Here is a 19,677-nt window from a genome sequence, read left to right as displayed (position 1 = left end):
TTATCAGATAAAAGATCAGCAAAGGGATTTGATCAGTACTCATAATTAAATTGACCCCAATTCGATCTGATTGACTACCTGATCTTCACCACCTTCCTTTCGATCCTGCCTTCGACTTCGATGAAATAAATGCCTGGTTTGATGTGCCCTGGCTTTATCTCCCGTCCCGAGACATCAAAGACCCGGTATTCCTTAGTTTCGGGCAGTTGCAACGGTCCACTGATGATCGTTGGGCCGTGGAGATGTCTGATGGGATTATCGGACTCTTCTTCAATACCGAGTTCCGATTCGGTCTTGATGAGATAGATATCGTAGTTTCCTGCACCAAAGCTTTTGGTCCATCCGGTGATGATATAGCCATTATCTGTGGTCTGCTGAACCCATCTGCCCCCATCATCGCCCAACCCACCAAAGGTCTTGGTCCATAGGGTATCACCATCGGCATCGGTCTTGATGAGATAGACATCAAAGCCTCCTGCACCGTAGCTATCAGTCCTTCCCGCAATGATATAGCCATTATCTGTGGTCTGCTGAACCGAAAAGGCCCGGTCATCGCCCACTCCACCAAAGGTCTTGGTCCACTGGGTATTACCATCGGCATCGGTCTTGACGAGATAGACATCGCCGCTATCAAGATCTCCGGTCAGTCCAGCAATGATATAACCATTATCGGTTGTCTGTTGAACCGAATAGACCCAATTCTCGTCCGTCCCACCAAAGGTCTTCATCCATATGGTATTACCATCGGCATCGGTCTTGATGAGATAGGCATCAAAGTCTCCTGCACCGTAGCTATCAGTCCTTCCCGCAATGATATAGCCATTATCTGTGGTCTGCTGAACCGAAAAGGCCTCATCCCAATAATTGGAGGAACCAAAGGTCTTGGTCCATAGGGTATCACCATTGGCATCGGTCTTGACGAGGTAGGCATCAGGCACGAATCCACTGACGCTACAGCTATATCCAGCGATGATATAGCCACCATCTGTGGTCTGCTGAACTGAATAGCCTCTATCATCCTCTGTCCCACCGATGGTCTTAATCCACAGGGTATCACCATCGGCATCGGTCTTGATGAGATAGACATCACCACTTCCTGCACCGTAGCTATAGGTCACTCCAGCGATGATATAGCCACCATCTGTGGTCTGCTGAACCGAGTAGCCAAAATCCCAGGCTGTCCCACCAAAGATCTTGGTCCACAAGGTATCACCATCAGCATCGGTCTTGATGAGATAGACATCGTAACTTCCTGGACCGTAGCTCATGGTGTAAGCACAGATGATATAGCCATTATCAGTGGTCTGTTGAACCGAGGCGCCAATATCCTCATCCGATCCGCCATAGGTCTTGGTCCACAGGGTATCTGGTTGGGCGAAGGCCAAGCTCTTCATCATTATTATGATTATGGCGATAAGCCATAGATTCAGTTTGATCATCACTGCCTCCTTTCTTTTTCTTCTTTATCTAATCTTTACTACTTTAACAGACTTATTATCCGCACCTTTGCGTTTCACAAAATACACTCCTGCGGGAAGAACATAACCAATTCTTCTCCTTTCCGAGGCTTTTAAAGATCACTGTTCTGCTTCAGATTTTCCAATCTATAGTAATAGCCAACACCAGGAATAACACTGTTATCCTCATATTTAAACCTCTCACTGTGTGGAGCACTTCCCTTAATCGGAATGGTTGTAATACGATGGAAATCACCGTCTTTTTTATGTCCCCTTTCTATAACCCAACATATTCCATTTCCATCTAACGATGCGAACCAGGTTAGCAAAATACCAGTATTGGTCGGGCTTGCAGAGAAACTTAGAAGTTCAATACCAGTAACTCCGATATCAAGATTTCCATAAATGTCAGAACCAGGTGATGATTTATGTTGCCATGCGACTAAGTAATGGCTTCCGTCCCAATCAAGAGCAGGCGAAGCATGTAACATTCCCGATGTTGTGTTAATAAGAAAATTTCCTCCAACAAGTCCACCAGAGGGATTAATCCTTTGCCCAAAAATGTCATAGATTTCGATCCTCCCATCTTCCCAGACGACAAGATAATTTGTTCCATCCCACGCAACAGCGGGTAATTCCTGGTCATTTGCTGCTGTTGAAATAGGGAAATCAGCCATAAGGAGAATAGATGGAAAGAAGATAAGAATAGATATTAATATTAGTAGAAATGATTTCTTCATTATCACTCCTTTTGTGTTTTCTCTTTTCAATTAACTACTAATAAAAGAATAATATAAAATGTGTTTCTCCTGCATGCCACTTTGCTATAGAGATCGTTATTATATAGGGTATTTAGGACACCTAAATTTTTTACTTGACAAATAGCAAAATTTTTGTTATATGTTTCCACAAATGTGTCAAATAGAACCAGAAAGAAGGTTGCAGATTGCCCAGCATTATTTAAATAATAATACCACCTTGATGCAAACTGCTAACAAATTCAATGTTCACTATAGAAGCGTATACAAATGGGTAAAACTGTATAAAAAAGAGGGAAAACAAAGACTTCTTTCAACCTACAGAAGGGTATGGAACAGATATCCAGAAGAATTAGAAACAAAAATTGCACTCCTGAAGGAAAAAAATCCTGCTTTAACAGTCAGAGAAGCAAGGAAGGTTCTAAAAACACAAGGATTGAGAGTTTCTATCAAGGGAATTTGGAATGTTTGGAAAAGATATGGATACACTGGATTTATTAGAAAGAAATACTCAGACAATTTTATAGCCTATGTTTCTCAGAATAAAGAGGATTCAGTCAAGTCAGAAATGATTAAAGAATATTTACAAAGAAAAAAGGTAAGAGAGGCTGCCAAACTGCTTAATTCCCTTTATGTCTTTAAAAATCCAAAGTTTCTTGAAAAGGTGCCAGATGAACTTCTTTCTTTAAAGAGAAGATTGGAGAAGTTAACATTGCTTTTTGGTAAAATTCCTTTCCCTGAGTACAGGGAAAAAAGCAAGAAATTGAGACAACTCTTTGAGAAAAGAAAAATGTATTACTCATCAATCCGAGCGGGGATTGAAGAGTTAATTGCCTTAGAGTGGATGAATAAAACGGAGGAACATATTAAACTTATACATCACCTAAGACCTTTGGTAAAAGGAGTCAAAGACCCTGGAATAGAGTTCACATTTTTATTATCAGAAGGTATTGCCTGGGCAAATCTTTTGAAACCTAAAAGAGCTCATAGGTGTGTAAGGAAATGTAAAAAGATGCTAAGATATTACAACACAGAAGGTTTCTTAACAGAACTCATTTCTGTTTACTCCTTTATGGAAGATTTCAAGTCACTGAGAGAACTTATAAAACCATATTTAAGAAAAGAGAAAATTTGGAATATAAAGATTCCGATAACACAGATTGCTTCTTTTTTCTTTATTTCTGGTGAATATCGCTCAGCAATTAGATTATTGAAAGAGGCAGAGACAAGAAGAGAAGAGCTTAAAGCTCTTGGCACAATTGTACGAGCACAATGTTTCCTAGCACAAGGAAAGATCCATTCCGCCTCTAAATATGCTCAATATGCTTTCCAGAAGGCAAAAAAGGCTGAACTGTTTAATTATCTTCATTCTGCCTCTCTTACCCAAGCCGCGCTTTATTATGCTCTGGGAGTAGAGAAAAAAGGAAGATCCCTTATCAAAAAATATATTCCTCTTCTCAAGAAATTGAAAATGCACCGTAAAGTGATTGTAAGAAAAATCATTCTTGGGGTTTCCCGTTCACACAGAGAAATTCACGGTTTCCCTGTTATTAAATTGCTTACAACGATGCAGAGACTCAATCAGAGCAAAAAAACTAAAGGATATAGTTCTCTTTTAAAATACGCAAGCAAAAACAAAATCACCGGGTATCTAAACTTCTTTATTCTATTTTTCCCTGAAGTCATTTTAAATCTTTTACGAAGAGGGAAACCAACTGGATTACCTAAGGCAATCTTGAGGTTACCTTTGTTTAACAAAGAAGCACCTGTATATGAAATCAAATTTCTTGGGAATCTCATCGTTTATAAGAATCAGAAATATCTAAAAACAAAATTAAGACCAAAGGATACTGCTTTCTTAATTCAGCTTGCATTAAAGGCAGGTGAACCTGGTAAGAGCATTTCACTTGATAAAATCTATTACAACTTCTGGAGGAATAGTGTCAATCCGCCAAGAAACCTTTCACACCTGTTAGTAAGAATTAAGAAAGAACTGAAGATTCCTTCTCATCTCATTGAGGTTTCGTATAGGAAAGACAACCCTGTTTTAATAAACAGGGGCATTCATTTTATAACGGATTATGGTGAATATGAACAAAGTCTTGCGCAGGCGAAGGCACTCCTGCGAGCAGGAGAATGGGAATTTGCAAAGAAAGAATTCTTGCGGGCATTCAAGCTATTCCGCGGTGAACCTTTCCGCAAGATGTACGATGACTGGTCGGATGATAAGAGACTCGAAGTCCTTTTCTCATACGAAAAGGAAGTAAAAACTTTTGCAGATGAGTTGCGCAAGAGGGGAAAAACTGAAGAAGCGGAGAGGGTGCTTGAGCGAGCGGAAAGGATAGTGGGTAGTGAGTAAAGCATGGAATATGTAGTAGTAAATGGAGTAGCGAAACTTGTTTCGCGAGGCAAGACCAAGGGCAGAGAGCAGGGAGTGTATCGGTGCATCGGGGTAACGGAGTATCGGAGTGACGGTGTGTCGGAGACTAAACGCTACCGCTGTAAACGAACGGCTTCGCCTGTAAAACTAACGCCTAAGGCTGTAATAAAACACTTCGCTGAAAGACGAACGCTCTTAACGAATTCAACGAACGAAACGCTCAAAATGCTAAAAACGTTCTAAACGAACAAAACGCTCTAAACGCTCTTAACGAACGAAACGAGTTATAGTTTACGTGCATTAGTCACCATTCGTGTTGACAAACGGCCTTTCGTTTGTCTCATCTACGCTGCCTTCTGTTCCACTTTCTTACCATCATACACATACTGCCGATAAAGGTCAAGTCCATCGATAAATGTTTCCATCGGTGTTCGACCCTTACAGTATTTTCCTTGGTTTGTGCGCTGTTCATTGTACTCCTTAAGGAACGCATCCAGATCAACCTGGATCTCCTCAAGGGAGGTATAGAGCTTTTTCCGGAAGGCAACTTTGTAGAACTCATCAAGCAGTGTCTGATTGAACCGTTCGGTACACCCGTTGGTCTGGGGATGACGCGCCTTGGTCCGGGTATGGTCAATGTCATTTAAATACAAATAAAGCTCGTAGGGATGAGTCTCTCGCGCCCCACAGTACTCAGTACCACGATCCGTCAAAACGCGCAGTAACCGAATCTCGTGCTCGTCGAAAAAGGGTAATACCTTGTCGTTTATGAAATCCGCCGCAGTAATCGCAGTTTTCTCAATATAAAGTTTGGCAAACCCAACATTAGAGTAGGTGTCGATCCCGGTCTGCTGATAGATCTTACCGATCCCTTTGATCCAACCAACATAAAAGGTATCCTGACCTAACAAAAACCCCGGATGAAACGATTCGATTTCACCCCACGCTTCCTTTTCCTCTTTCGCCTTTTCCAATGCCTGAACCTGGCTCTCGGTAAGAATATTACCGTGCTCTGCCGTCCATTTCTCTAAACGCTTGAGCCGCAGGGTACTCTTCTCCAGCTTGTGTCGCAACCAAATACTGCGTACGCCACCCGGATTCAAACTGATGCCCTCTTTCTTGAGCTCATTGGATACCCGCACCTGACCGTGCGTCGGAAACTCCAATGAATAGCTTAACACCCGCTCTTCGATCTCCGGCGCAACCCGATTCTTAAAACGCGGTCTGTTCCGGGCTTTCTCTAATAACCCCTCAATCCCTTCAGTCTCTAAGGCGGATTTAATATCATAGTAATGCTGTCGACTGACACCTAACCTGCGACAGGCTTCACTGATATTGCCCAACTGTTCGGAAAGCTGGACAATGTTCAACTTTCTGCGTATAATATATTGTTGCTGAGTCATTTTTTTCTCCTTTCGTTTCATTTTCTTATTATACACGAAAGGCCGTGACTCGGCAACTCTCTTTTTTGAGTCTAAACTGTCAACACAATTAGTGACTACCTCACATCAGCATATAATGTACAAATTTAACTTATCGCTCGCTGTTTTTCAGTTGGTTGACCTCCGCCTTTAGTCTTTCAATTTCTCTCTGCTGTTCCTTTACTGACTCAATCAGTAAGGCAACCAATCTGCCATAATCGATCGAGCGGGCATCTGTTTCATTCTCTTTATATACGACTTCTGGTATCACCTTACCAACCTCTTCTGCAATCATTCCGATGTCGTGTTCTTTAGTATTCTTCCAATCAAAATAGACACCCCGCAACTGCATCACCTTTTGCAAAGCATCCGGGATTGTCTTAATATTGGTCATCCATCTTTTTGATGAATAGGTTGTCCACGCATCAGCAATAGGGTCGGTTGAAGATGATTGTTGAACTGTAAGAATATTGCCAGGCGAAGTTGTTCCAATACCAACATTACCAGAAACGCCCGCATACATATCATTTCCTAAAATTATCCAGTCATTATCATCTAAATTGTTCCAGGATAGCTGACCACTACCATCGGTCACCATCACCTGATTCGCCGAGCCATCAGCAGTCGGAAACTCATAACCATTTGCCTCATCACCAAATCGGATATGAGGCATATCAACCATAAAGGTTGAGTCTGCAGTTAATTTACTATTGATCCCAAAGAGATAAGAATAATCACCGCTCGCGGTAATCGTATCTGCGTAACCACCCAGAATTGCAGAATAATCACCATCAACCAGATTACTCAAACCACCACCGACAATGGAAAACATTGCGATTGCTCTATTTTCTTTACCACCCACAACCGTTGCGGCAGAATCACCCTCTTCGTCGCCGGCAAGATTTTTGTATCCCGAAAAAACACCCCCATAATAAGCATTGGTGGTATCTTCCATACCTCCACCCACGGTTGATTCTGGTCCGCTCGCCATATTTCTGTAACCTCCAGATACCGTAGCGTGCCAACTACTTGCAGTATTTCGACCCCCTCCTCCTACCGTTGACATATAGCTGGCTGTGTTATTCCTACCTCCGCCTACAGTTGCATATTCACCGGCCGTGTTCATATAACCGCCTGATACGGTAGCGCTGAGCTCGCTGGCTGTATTATAATATCCACCTGATACAACTGTATGTGCTTCACTCGCTGTATTAGAATACCCACCTCCAATCGTCGCATTATCTCCGGTAGCTAAATTATGATATCCACCAGCCACCGTTGCACAATGACTGGTCGCCTTGTTACCGTATCCCCCACTTATGGTCATATATGAAAAGCCCTGACCATTTCTTCCGGTTGTGCAGGCAACACCAAAATTAATATGGGTATGAGCACTATCGCCGTAAAACATATTCTGGACTCCACCACGGGCAATGCCAAGATAGTGCGCAGTAAAAAGCACTGAATCGAGTGGGGCACCAGCCCTAACCCAATCACTGTCATTTGTAGTAAAAGACTCCCAGGTTCCGACTCCAGTATCGTCGCAGGTGAGCACATAGCCTTCCGACGCACCGGTGGGCATCTTGAAACCAGTCATTGCAACTGTGCCATTAACATCCAACCTTTCAGCGGGAGTAGTTGTTCCAATCCCAGCCTGGCCATCAACATAAAGATTACCATCAGTCCGGAGGCTCAATGTACTACTACCATCGCAGTGAATACCTAAAATACCGGGATTTTGGACTCCAATGTTATAGTCCTGCCAGTGGTCTATTGGTTGCACGCTAAGAGAAATATCATGTCCACCCACACTCAAATCACCATTTATTGAAAACTTACATTGTGGAGTTGATGTTCCTACCCCGACATTTCCAGAAGGTATTGACCACATATTGTTTCCAGAAACCTGCCAATCATTATCTGCAGTTGCATTCCTCGCATACTCTGCAGTATCTGCATAGGTCGCAGTATATGCATAACCCACTGAGGTAATCCGGGTGCGCGGTGATAAAACATTACCGGCCACGGTAATCTCCAACCAGCGCTCTGTGCCACCGGTGAAGACCGAATCCGGAATCGCACTGACACTGCCCAGTATCACACTGAATACTCCGCGCTCGATTATTACCCCAGCCTGGGTCTCATTCCATAACTCGTTACCTCCGCTCGATGCATCATAAATCCTGAAAATCATATTCAGTGTGTCGTTAATCGGCACATCTAAGGTATCGGTCAGATACCCCTGATAATTGAGCATCTTTGGAACCAACCTGCTTTTCTGGGCGGTTAATTTGGGTGTTGCCCAGGCATAGGCTAAGAGTATTACAAAAAGGCTGATAAGGCATCTTTTAGTGTTCATAATCTCCTCCTTTCTCAATACCCGTTCTTCAATCAAAACCCTGTTTGCGAGAAAGAGTGATGATAACTACACCTGCTCTACAACTTCTGCGTCAAACAAAGTAGTGAAAAAAGATCAGGTGTTTTATTATAGAATAGATTTTCAAAAAATCAAGAAAAAAATAGACACTCTTTACACTTTGCAAAAGGACAGAATTTGGTTTAATTCCAAATTTCCTATCTGTCATCACGATTTCTGGCGGATGGCAGACGCAAGTCGAAATACTATTTCTCTTATGCTGAACTTAATTCAGCATCTCTGGTTTTTTTGGTTTTTCTGGTTTATCTGGTTTTTCAATGACTTAATGACGAATGACTAAATGACAAATGATTTTTCAATGATTCAATAACTCAATGACTTACGGTTTTTCAAGTATCCAGAATCCAGTATCGCGAATCCAGTTCTGGCCCCTGATCCCCTGTATGCTTTTTGTTAAATCCCTGATCCGCTGATACCCTGATATCCTGATATGCTTTTCATCCAGAATCAAGAATCAAGTATCGAGTACCAATCCTTCAATTCCGAATTCCGGAAAGTCGAAATCCGAAATGGTTTTCTTATCCAGTATCAATTATTTTATTAACACCACCTTCTCGGTCTTCTTGTAATCCCCAGTCTCCAACTGCACAAAATAGATACCCTGTGCCAATGTATTCAAACCGACCGTAAATTCGCCAGAATTATGAAGCACGCCGTAATTGTGTTCATCAACTAACCGACCAAGCACATCATAAATCTTAAGATTAACCGGGGTCGCAGTGCCCAAATTATACCTCAAAGTAAGGGTTCTATTACGAGCAATAACTGGCGTTAACATCAATTGAGGTATGGACTGCTCTGAAGGTAATTTATTATCTTCAATCCCAAACTCTAAATTCCAATAACGAGTATATGCGGTATCTGCATTCGTTTTTAAGTCGTTCAAATTGTCTCCGCCTAAAATCGCAAACGCCACTACCGCGCTATCACCCGGGTTTAAATTAAATGGCCCCGCGGAATTACAAGTTGACCAGTCAAAAAGCCGATTTGAAGATGGATTTATTATTGTTCCGTCCATAAACTGGATTTGAATACTGTCCGGTAGGCCTTGATATGGATAAACATAAATGAGGTGGTCAATCAAAGCCAGATTTGCAGGCGATGTGGTACGTGGGGGATCCAACATCGCCACGCCCACATAGTAGGGTGCTCCTGTTCCTGCTTCATACATCCAGGTTAAATTACGCGCAGTCTCGGATGAGCCTTGATTATTCGAATAATCACCAATATCGAAATCCATAAAAAGCGCCGCATAGAGGCTGTTAATCGCAAATGATCCCTGATTCTTTAGAACAAACTTTATAGTCACAAACTCGCTCGCATTAGGATCATCCCATGCCCATGAATACTGTTCACATAGTAACCCTTTGGAATTTGGATGCCCAGAATCATCGTATAGTGCCGTGGTATATTCATCTAAATTACCAGGGCCTGGTTCATACATCCGCACCCCACCATATACTGGACTGGTGACTGTATTCCAGTCTTCATCATCGCATTCATTCTTTTCAAAATATCGGTCAACACAATAATCGGCATCTGTTCCTACAGCAAAACTACCATAGTAAAGGCGCTTGGGCCCAGAAATGGGATAGATAAACCCCAGCCCCGCGGATTGATTTGAACCCATGAAGCCGATTGCACCATAACGAGTCACTGTCAATTTACAATTACCACAGTCATGGGTTGCATAATCTTCACCAGGATTTCCTACTATTAAATCGAAATTCCTTGTCCAAGATGACTCGGCACAGACAATATATAACTGGAAATTGAGAATATAGCCCTCAGGACAGACTGGCGACACAGTAACGCTGAATGGATCAGCACTGTTATCTACTGTATCACGCGGCAAAATAGTCCCCAAATTAGTAGTAGAATCGTTAATTGTAATGTAACTGTCATTAATGCGCAATTTTGCTATAGTGCCCGTTGCAGAAATACCACCGTTGTTCCTGAGATAAGAGACGATGCCCGCTGTTTCACCTGGGTCGAGTCTGCCATTTTCATTACCACCGACAACCTCGATGCGAACGATTTTAATATTCGGCTTGTTGCCTGGCGGCGTTGCCTGCAATGAATGCCAAAGGTTTATCCTTCCCCAACCATAGTTATAATTGGGGTAGGGTGCACCCTGGGTAGGCTGTTCACAATTTTGATACAGTAGTTCATAGATGTCGTCAACCGTAAGATATGGGTTCTTGTCTAAGAGGAGTGCGACGCCACCGGTAATATGGGGTGACGCCATCGAGGTGCCGGTGAGCAAGCCGTATCCACCACCAGGAATAGAGGAACGCACATCTACTCCCGGTGCAGAAACATCGGGTTTCAAAAGGTTCCAATCTGAATAATACCAATACTGTGGGTCGTTAATCGGATCAATATTCGGGGCTGGACCACGGGAGGAGAAAAAAGCGATATCATCGAGGCTATCAGTTGCGCCCACACCAATCGTTAATGGATAACTACCAGGTGAGCCAACCGAGCCTGGCCCAGGACCACTATTGCCAATAGAGAAGACCGGAAATACGCCAAGTATCTTCCAGTTTAGAACAATACTCCACCAGTGTAAGTCAGCACCATTAACCGCGCCCCAGGAATTACCAATCGCTCGAATATCAACGCCACCCGCTTTTAAGTCTGCAAGATACTGCATACAGGTGTCAATTGATGCATAAGTCCCTGTTCCACTCGCGTTAAATGCCTTGGTGGGTATATATTGAGCACCATAAGCTATACCAATGTCATCCGTAAATAGACCTGGACCATCACCACCGCAAATTGTTCCCATCGTATGTGTGCCATGGTTATTATCATCGTATGGCGTAGGTTGTCCATTAACCCCATCAAGCCAGTAGGGTGAAAGCCATTTACCCGAAAGGGCAGGATGGTCAACATCCACCCCGGTATCAATGTGACCCAAGATTATTCCCGAGCCATTATAGCCTGCTGTCCAGCAAGAATCCGCCATTACCTTTGAAATATTCCACTCCACTACCCGAGAACGTTTTTTCTTAACTCGGATATTATCTTCCCGAACACGATGGGCATGAACTTCGGTATTATGACAGATAAACCAGATGTCATTACGCCTCGTTAATGCCATAATCACATCCTTGGTCGCCTTGAGATGAAAACCATTGAAAATCCAGAATTGTCCTCCTAACTCAACTTTATTCTCGGATAAAGATTTTAGATACTCGAAAACATCACTCTGGGAATTTTCCGCAACATTTTTGAAGACCACACACTTTTCTTGGGCATCCATATCCACAAGACTTTCATAAGGATATTCAGTATTCATATGGACGATAACAAAAATTTTTTCTTGGGACGCGGCATCGTGCAAAATTTCTGATAATTCCGCGGTTAATTTCCCGGGTATCGGCGGCAGCACCGCCACCATAAAAATTAATACCAATGTTGCCATGGCTCCTCCTTACCTCAATTTCACAACTTTCGCTGGTGTGTACTTTTCTATCCTCAAAAAATAGACACCAGACTGAACCTCTTTACCATGCATATCCTTGCCGTCCCAGACAATGGAAGTAGAAAGTATGAAAGATTTAACCAACCTACCAGTTGCGTCATAGATTCGCAATGTTGGGCATCGCGGGTCATTAAAGGCTAATGACGAATACCTGATGACTGTCGATTTGGTGAATGGATTCGGATAAACGCTAATTCTTGGCGACTGATTCCCAATGCCATTTTTTTCTGCAATATCTACTGTTAAATTCCAGTAAGTCAGTTTACCATAAATGTCCCACGCCTTGTGTCTTCGGTTATCCATCCAGACAAAGCCCACCGTGGTATCGTTGCAGGTTACACTAAAACGCCACAGGGATTGATGGTTATAGGGGAATAAATCGGGTTGATTTATCTGAAGATTTCCGAGCACTGGGTTTCCTCCTTCATATTTCTGTGCCAATATCTCAGGGTCGCCATCAAGGTTTCTGTTATCGGGCCAAACAATCACAAAACGATCGTGAGATGAAATCGGGTCTATTGCGATTGACGGCATCAGCTGATCAGTTGTTCCGGCATCATCATTCACCTTGAAGTTTGAACCCAAAGGATTGCCCGCGGCATCATAGCGCTGGCCATAGATGTCCCAATTTCCATTACGCTTATCGTGCCAGGTAATTACAAAGTTTCCTGCATTATCTATTGCTATCGCAGGACACCCTTGTTCGTTTGTGCCCACATCATCATTTACCTTGAAACTTGCACCCTGAGGATTGCCCGCGGCATCGTAACGCCGTGCATAAATATCATCGGTTGCCCAGGCTACGACAAAGTTTCCTGCACTGTCTATTGCAACTGAAGGCCAAGACCCACCTGTACTCACTTGGAAATTTGGACCCTGGGGAGTCCCAGATGGGTCATAGCGCTGGGCATAGATATTCGCAGGACCATTACGGTTATCTACCCATACAATAACCGAATTTCCTGTGCCATTCATTGCCACCGAAGGCGCAGCCTGGAAACTTGTAGTCACATCATTCACTAAGAAATTTGGTCCCTGGGGATTACCCGCGGCATCATAGCGCTGGCCAAGGATCTCAGAGGGTCCGTAAGTCCATGCCACAAGGAAGTTTCCCGCATCGTCCATCGCCACTGAAGGGTACCAGTGTGATTCTGTTATATCATTATTTACCCTGAAATTTGAACCTATGGGTTCGCCTGTAGCATCAAATAATTGTCCGTAGATATCCTCTCCACTGCGGGAATCTGTCCACACCGCTACAAAATTTCCTTGACTGTTCATTGCGATGGCGGGTTCCTTCTGGTAATATGAGCCTACATCATCATAGTTCACCCGAAAATTTGAACCAATGGGTGTGCCCAAGGGATTATAGCGCTGACCATAGATATCATACCCGCGTCCATCTTGCCATACTACCACAGAATTTCCTCCCTCATCCATGGCAACTGAAGGCACAAATTGGACATATAAATCTAACTCGTCATTCACTAAGAAATTTGGTCCCAGGGGATTGCCCGCGGCATCATAGTATTGACCATAAATGTTGGGTAGGTTAGGCACATCCCGCTCATCTTGCCATACAATAAAAAAGTTTCCCATGCTATCCATTGCAACCGAACAATACCACTCGTTCCGTGGTCCAGCATCATTCACCTTGAAATTTGGACCCTGGGGATTGCCTGAGGAGTCATAGCGCTGGGCATAGATGTCAAAATTGCCATTGCGTCTATCTCCCCATACGATGACAAAGTCTTTTGTGCTGGCTATTGCAACTGCAGAATAGTCTTGAGCAAATGAACCCACATCATCATTCACCTTGAAATTTGGTCCCTGGGGATTACCCGCGGCATCATAGCGCTGGGCATAGATGTCCAAATCACCGCTGCGGTGGTCTGACCAGGTGACCACAAAGTTTCCTTCTCCATCCATTGCAATTCTCGGGCACCCTTGATAATTTGACCCCGCATCATCGTTTACCTTAAAACTTGTGCCCTGGGGATTGCCTGAGGAGTCAAAGCGCTGGGCATAGATGTCTTGGTTCTCTACCCAAACGATGACAAAGTTTCCCATATCATCCATTCCAACTGAGGGGTGAGACTCACCTGTGCTCACTTGGAAATTTGGACCCTGGGGAGTCCCAGATGGGTCATAGCGCTGGGCATAGATGTTCGCAGGACCATTACGGTAATCTACCCATACAATAACTGAATTTCCTGCGCTGTCAATCGCAACCGAGGCTTCTTTTTGGTCGGTTGACCCAGCATCATCATTCACCCTGACACTCGGACCCTGAGGAATGCCCAGGTAATTGTATCGCTGGCAATAAATATCATCATCGCCGTTTCGAGCATCCTCCCAAACGACAACAAAATCTCCGGCGCTGCTCATTGCTACAGAAGGCCATTCCTGGGAACATCCGCTAGCAAGGTTTTTATCATCATTAATTAAAAAATCCCTTTTTTCTATCCGTTCTGCGCTTAACCCGCATATCAAAGAAAAGATGCTTATTAAAATTATAACCTTCATATTGCCTCCTCTCCTTAATGTTTATATTCTTAAATATGTAATATTTTAAGAATCCATTGACAAATAATCCTTGATTTTTCAACACTATTTTAACCTTACTACCTATCTGTTGACAAATGTTTTATTTTGGATACAATATTCACATGAAATTGCAACTCGGGACTATTGACCGTTTTAATGTCCGTGTCCAAGCAGTAAAGAAATATATTGAGTTTAACTCCTTAAACGAGGTCGCCTCTTCATTCAATATTCATCCCATCACTTTGAGAAGATGGATAAAGAGGTATCAGCAAGGCGGAGAAGAGAATTTAAAGAGAAAAAAAAATTACCGAAGACATCCAAAAAGATTGGCGCATCAAATTGAGGAGAAAATTGTCTTATTAAAAGAGAATAATCCAGTGCTTACTGTTTCGCAGGCTAAGGAGATTCTCAATAGACAGGGAATTAAAATTTCAACGGGCGGAATATGGAATGTCTGGCGGAGATATAATCTTTCTGGCCAGAGTGAGAAATTAAGTGGTTGGGAAACTCCAGAAATAAAAGATGGTTTGAAGAATGCGCGAGATTATTTAGAAAAGGGTGAAATTTATCGCGCGGCTCGAATTCTGAATAAACTCCCCCACTGTCCTGATAAGGAAGTTCTTAAGAAAATTCCCGATGACCTGCTCTCCTTATCAAGACAACAAGAAAAACTCAATTTGCTTTATGGAGAAATACCGTTCCCAGAACTTATGCATAAGGCAAGGTTAATTAGAGAAAAGGCGGAGAAAAAAAATATGTTCTATACTGCATTGCGCGCCGGTGCGATTGAACTTAACGCAATGGATTGGCTCGGTTTTCATAAAGAACAACTCCTTCTCGCACGAAAATTGAAGAAAAAAATAGAGAAGATCAAAAACCGTAATACTTGTAGTCCTGTTAGACGATTTGAGATTCTAATTGCTGAAGCGCAGAGCCTTGCGCGGTCTGGAAGAATAAAAGAGGCACTCTTATGTATACATAGATGTGAAAATTTTTGTAAGCATCCGGTATATTCCGGATTTTTGGGTATGATAGCCTCTTTTTATTCTGGCATCGGATTTCATAGAAAAGCTCGACAATGGTTAGAAAAAAGTCTAAAAATTAACAAAAATAAAGAATATACATATAAAATACTTGCGGCTAATATGGCAATGGCGGGTGAATATAATTTAGCGAAAAGAACTCTAAAAAAAGCAAACAAAAAGATCAGTTTAGACAAGACGCTTGGCCTCATAGTCAATTCTTTGTGTGCATTTGGTCAAGGTAAGATTGAGGATGCGGTTGCATTTTCAAACCAGTCCTTGGCCAGCGCCAGAAAAGAGGCGATACCTTTTCACCTATGGTCTTCGACTTTAACACTTGCCTCTTGTTTAGCCAGTTTAGGCGATGGAGGAAAAGCAAGAAACCTTATCAAAAGGGTATTTTTACAACTTAGGAAATTCAAAATAAGGCGAAACGATTTACTTGCACGGATTATTTTAGGACAAAAGCGTCTTCCCAAGAGCGCAACCCTGATGCCCGATCTGAGGCTTGCAACATTTCTGCGTCAAGCATCAAAATCTTTAAGAATAAGAGATTATAGGAGGGCGTTTAATTATGCAACCACCCAAAGACTTATGGGATTTTTTCATCGTTTAATCCCGTTGTTCCCTGATTCGGTAAATAACCTCATCGCCAAAGGAAAGACTACCGGACTACCTAAGGAGTTATTAAGACTCCCAGTTTTCCAGAAAAATATTCCTGTTTATCGTCTGAATTTTTTGGGACCGGTGCATATATATCGGAACAATGTAAAATTACACAGGCTAACGCCAATGTATACGAGTTTTAATATTCACCTTAGTTTTAAAAAGAGGATCGAATTGAACTCGCTATATAGAAATTTCTGGCCGCATGCCAAAAATCCCCAGAATTCACTCTCCCATCTTTTATTTGGTGTCAGGAAATATCTCAGGTTGCTTCCAGGTACGCTCTTCATAAAGCAGGGTTTTCTCCATTTCAAAGGGTATATTACGACTGATTATCAGTTCTACGAAGAAACTATGATTCGGGCAAAGGCACTTGAACGTGCTGGTGAATGGGAGTTTGCTAAAAAAGAATATTTGCTGGCATTTAAGTTATTCAGAGGTGAGCCGTTTAAGAAGATGTATGACCCCTGGTCAGAAAACATGCGGCGGGTAGTATTGAACAGACTGGAAACCGAGGCAGTGCATTTTGCAAAGAAATGCCTGGAGCATCGCAATAAAAACGATGCAAAGAAAGTGCTCGAGAAAGTTTTGAAGATAATACCCGACTCAGAAGAAATAAGAAAGATGGTAAGTGAGTGTGGGAAGTGACCGAGCTTCGGAGAAATGGAGACATTAATACTCCACACGATTAGTAACTATTTCAAGTTAGTACGACATTCATCGTTTTCCCTTATCTCTCCGTTCCTTTGTCTCTACCGCAGTAATATTACCTTTTTGGTAAAACTCTCATCGGATGCCGTCAAACGCACAAAGTAAACACCAGTAGGAAGTTTTTTACCGAAATCATCAGTGCCATCCCAGGTGATGAGCGTAGAGCGAGAAAAATCTCTAACTAATTTGCCTGTGGCATCGTATATTTTTAATCCGCCATACTGCGTGGCGGATATGCTCTCTGCGCTACTTGTTCTGCAGGATGAGCATGTTATCTTATCGGGATGCACTTTGCTAAAGCTGATTTTTGTTAGCTTTGAGAACGGATTTGGAAAAATCTCCAAGAATGGATCTTGAATCTTGGAATCTGGATTTTGATGCTCTGCAGTACCGACCGGTTCCGGCTCTATCCTTATAAGATAAACATCTTGGCTCCCGGCGGTCCCGAATGAATATGTTCCACCGGCAACTACATATCCGCCATCCGAGGTCTGCTGAACTGACCAAGCGCGTTCATTACTTGTTCCGCCATAGGTTTTGGTCCACAGACTATCGCCAAGTGAATCGGTTCTTACTACATAAATATCATAGCCACCAGCACCAAAGGAAGTTGTATGTCCGGTAACGATATATCCTGTATCAAAAGTCTGCACGACTTGTCTACCTTTCTCGTCTACTGTACCACCAAAGGATTTTGTCCAGAGTAGATTACCAATACTATCTATTTTGATTAAATAAATATCCTTGGCGCCTAAGTAAGGGCCTGTAAAACCTGAAATTATATACCCATGGTCAAGAGTCTGTTGAACTGACCATCCCTGTTCATCATCTGCTGTGCCGTATGTCTTCGCCCAAAGTGTATCGCCATTAATATCTGTTTTTAGAACATAAACATCATAATAGCCTGCTCCAAATGACCTGGTTTCTCCTACAGCAATATACCCTCCATCAGTTGTTTCTCGAACCGAATAGCAAGCATCGTCCCATGCTCCACCATATATCTGTGTCCAGAGTGTATCACCATTTTCATCGGTTTTTATGAGACAAACATCACCGGTAAGGCCACCACACTTTCCTCCAATGATGTATCCACTATCAGAGGTCTGTTGAACTGAATAACCTACTGAACCATTTTCATATGTCCTTGTCCAGATCGTGTTACCCAAACTATCTGTCTTTATAAGATAAACTTCCCAATCTGAACCGAATGAATTTGTTTCACCAGCAATGATATATCCATTATCAGAGGTTTGTTGAACGTGAAAGGGAAATTCATTATTTACTCCTCCGAAGGTTTTTGTCCAGAGGGTGCCGCCATTTTCATCGGTTTTTATAAGATAAACATCATACTCACCAGCACCAAATGAGTTTGTGCGTCCGACAATGACGAAACCACCGTCAATAGTCTGGCAGGTTGAAAATCCCTCGTCATCAGATGTCCCCCCATAAGTTTTTGTCCAGAGCGTATCAGGGGCCTGGGCAAAGAGGTTAGCCATACCAAGGAGGAAGATTATCGCCCCTGCGAGGTAGAGTACTCTCGAGTGTTTCATAGTACCTCCTTTTTTAATTATTTTATTATATTTATAAATATGTACTTTTTCGCAATTAACTCTTATCATAAGTTATGATTTTTAGCGGCTTTTCATGTATTTATTTCCCCACTTGACAAAATGACCTATTTTATATATTATTTGCACATGAAATTGCAACATAATGCAGATGGGCGTTTTTGGCTTAGAGTCCGTGCACTTAAAGAATATCTGAAGTCAGGTTCAATAGAAAAAGTAGCATTTTCATATAATGTTCATCCCATTACCTTGAGAAGATGGGTAAAACGATATCAAAAAGGGGGTGAAGAGGATTTAAAAAGAAAAAGAACTTATACAAGACACCCTAAACGGTTTACCCCTTCGATTGAGAAAAAAATTGTCCTACTAAAGGAGAATAAACCTTCACTTACCACAGTTGAAGCGCAAAACATGCTGGCAAACGACGGGGTTAAGGCGTCTATACGAGGAATTTGGGGCGTATGGAAGCGATATAACCTGGTAGGGTTTTACAGACATATTTCTAATCCGACGGCAAAGGTTAAAATGAGCACAGAGGTTGAAGATTGTTTAAAAAAGGCTGAACAGGCATTAAATAACGGAGAGGTGAAGAAGGCTGCACGAATATTAAATGCGCTGCCTTCTTGTAGAGGCAAAGCCATTCTGACGAAGATTCCTGACAGGTTGCTCTCTCTTTCAAGACAGGTTGACAAGCTTCCTTTGATTTTTGGACGAGAACCACTTGAGGAAACTGTACGGAAAGCCAGGGCTCTTCGCCATAGAGCAGAAAAAAGGAGACTACTCTATACCTCAGTGCGAGCAGGCATTGCTGAATTATTTGGAGCACTTTGGAGGGTAAAACCTGATGAACAACTCCTGCTTATACACAAATTACAAAATAGGGTGAAAAGAAAAAACAAGGGCCGAAGCAGTACGGATCCTGTTATGTACTTTAATCTTCTGTTTATAAAAGCGATGGTATTCGCCGATATTGGTAAAACGAAAGAAGCGATTTCTTGTATCAGAGAGTGCGAAATCATATGCCGGCGCCATTCCTTGTATTCTAATTTTCACCACAAGATAGCTTCACTATATTCAATCATCGGCTTCCGCAAGAAATCCCGGGCTTGGTTAAAAAAAGGACTTGTTTGTTCTCAGAAATCAAACAAAGGGATTTTTTATGAATATCTTGCCTCGAATTTCACTGGTGCTGGGCAATATAAATTGGCAAAAAGGACGTT

9 protein-coding genes and 1 pseudogene are annotated in these 19,677 nt (G+C 42.4%); 3 read left to right on the top strand and 7 right to left on the bottom strand.

Annotated features, from left to right (window positions below; translation table 11 throughout):
- Positions 1–74: 74 nt before the first annotated feature.
- Together ENI34_08505 and ENI34_08500 are read right to left on the bottom strand one after the other, a co-directional pair.
- Positions 75–1,439 (bottom strand): hypothetical protein, encoded by a 1,365-nt coding sequence (locus tag ENI34_08505; protein ID HEC79163.1) that lies wholly within the window; start codon positions 1,437–1,439, stop codon positions 75–77.
- A 131-nt stretch (positions 1,440–1,570) separates the two neighbouring features.
- Entirely contained in the window at positions 1,571–2,197 is a 627-nt protein-coding gene (locus ENI34_08500) for a hypothetical protein (protein HEC79162.1), read from the bottom strand.
- Positions 2,198–2,357: 160 nt separating this feature from the next.
- Between ENI34_08500 and ENI34_08495 the strand changes: the two genes are divergently transcribed.
- Positions 2,358–4,574 carry a helix-turn-helix domain-containing protein gene (locus ENI34_08495; GenBank protein HEC79161.1) on the top strand — a complete coding sequence of 739 codons (2,217 nt, stop codon included), beginning with the start codon at positions 2,358–2,360 and terminating at the stop codon, positions 4,572–4,574.
- A 365-nt stretch (positions 4,575–4,939) separates the two neighbouring features.
- On the opposite strand, the gene ENI34_08490 is transcribed toward ENI34_08495, so the two are convergent.
- From ENI34_08490 to ENI34_08475, 4 genes are all read right to left on the bottom strand, one after another.
- A complete protein-coding gene (locus tag ENI34_08490) occupies positions 4,940–5,998 on the bottom strand; it encodes an IS481 family transposase (protein ID HEC79160.1) in 1,059 nt (352 codons plus the stop codon).
- A gap of 130 nt (positions 5,999–6,128) precedes the next feature.
- Positions 6,129–8,375 carry a hypothetical protein gene (locus ENI34_08485; GenBank protein ID HEC79159.1) on the bottom strand — a complete coding sequence of 749 codons (2,247 nt, stop codon included), beginning with the start codon at positions 8,373–8,375 and terminating at the stop codon, positions 6,129–6,131.
- Positions 8,376–8,985: 610 nt separating this feature from the next.
- The gene (locus ENI34_08480) at positions 8,986–11,883 is read right to left on the bottom strand and encodes a T9SS type A sorting domain-containing protein (GenBank protein ID HEC79158.1); all 2,898 of its coding nucleotides are present in this window, start codon (positions 11,881–11,883) and stop codon (positions 8,986–8,988) included.
- Positions 11,884–11,892: 9 nt separating this feature from the next.
- The gene (locus ENI34_08475; GenBank protein ID HEC79157.1) at positions 11,893–14,469 is read right to left on the bottom strand and encodes a T9SS type A sorting domain-containing protein; all 2,577 of its coding nucleotides are present in this window, start codon (positions 14,467–14,469) and stop codon (positions 11,893–11,895) included.
- Between the two features lie 116 nt (positions 14,470–14,585).
- Between ENI34_08475 and ENI34_08470 the strand changes: the two genes are divergently transcribed.
- Positions 14,586–16,826, top strand: a complete 2,241-nt coding sequence (locus tag ENI34_08470; GenBank protein ID HEC79156.1) for a hypothetical protein — start codon at positions 14,586–14,588, stop codon at positions 16,824–16,826.
- A gap of 461 nt (positions 16,827–17,287) precedes the next feature.
- On the opposite strand, the pseudogene ENI34_08465 reads toward ENI34_08470, so the two are convergent.
- Positions 17,288–18,439 (bottom strand): annotated as a pseudogene (locus tag ENI34_08465) (hypothetical protein).
- A gap of 120 nt (positions 18,440–18,559) precedes the next feature.
- Between ENI34_08465 and ENI34_08460 the strand changes: the two are divergent.
- Positions 18,560–19,677 (top strand): helix-turn-helix domain-containing protein (locus ENI34_08460; GenBank protein ID HEC79155.1); only part of this gene is annotated, 1,118 nt, incomplete at its 3' end.

It is taken from the genome of candidate division WOR-3 bacterium (genome assembly GCA_011052815.1).
Classification (GTDB): domain Bacteria; phylum Hydrothermota; class Tepidihabitantia; order SM23-42; family SM23-42; genus DRIG01.
Note: the sequence above shows the minus strand (reverse complement) of the source record. Positions and strands in the feature narration are given on the sequence as shown.

Bases quoted from the DNA above. Each gene is read 5' to 3' on its own strand.
- ENI34_08490 (HEC79160.1), bottom strand. From the start codon at position 5,998: ATGACTCAGCAACAATATATTATACGCAGAAAGTTGAACATTGTCCAG.
- ENI34_08475 (HEC79157.1), bottom strand. From the start codon at position 14,469: ATGAAGGTTATAATTTTAATAAGCATCTTTTCTTTGATATGCGGGTTA.
- ENI34_08495 (HEC79161.1), top strand. From the start codon at position 2,358: ATGTTTCCACAAATGTGTCAAATAGAACCAGAAAGAAGGTTGCAGATT.
- ENI34_08485 (HEC79159.1), bottom strand. From the start codon at position 8,375: ATGAACACTAAAAGATGCCTTATCAGCCTTTTTGTAATACTCTTAGCC.
- ENI34_08500 (HEC79162.1), bottom strand. From the start codon at position 2,197: ATGAAGAAATCATTTCTACTAATATTAATATCTATTCTTATCTTCTTT.
- ENI34_08480 (HEC79158.1), bottom strand. From the start codon at position 11,883: ATGGCAACATTGGTATTAATTTTTATGGTGGCGGTGCTGCCGCCGATA.
- ENI34_08505 (HEC79163.1), bottom strand. From the start codon at position 1,439: ATGATCAAACTGAATCTATGGCTTATCGCCATAATCATAATAATGATG.
- ENI34_08470 (HEC79156.1), top strand. From the start codon at position 14,586: ATGTTTTATTTTGGATACAATATTCACATGAAATTGCAACTCGGGACT.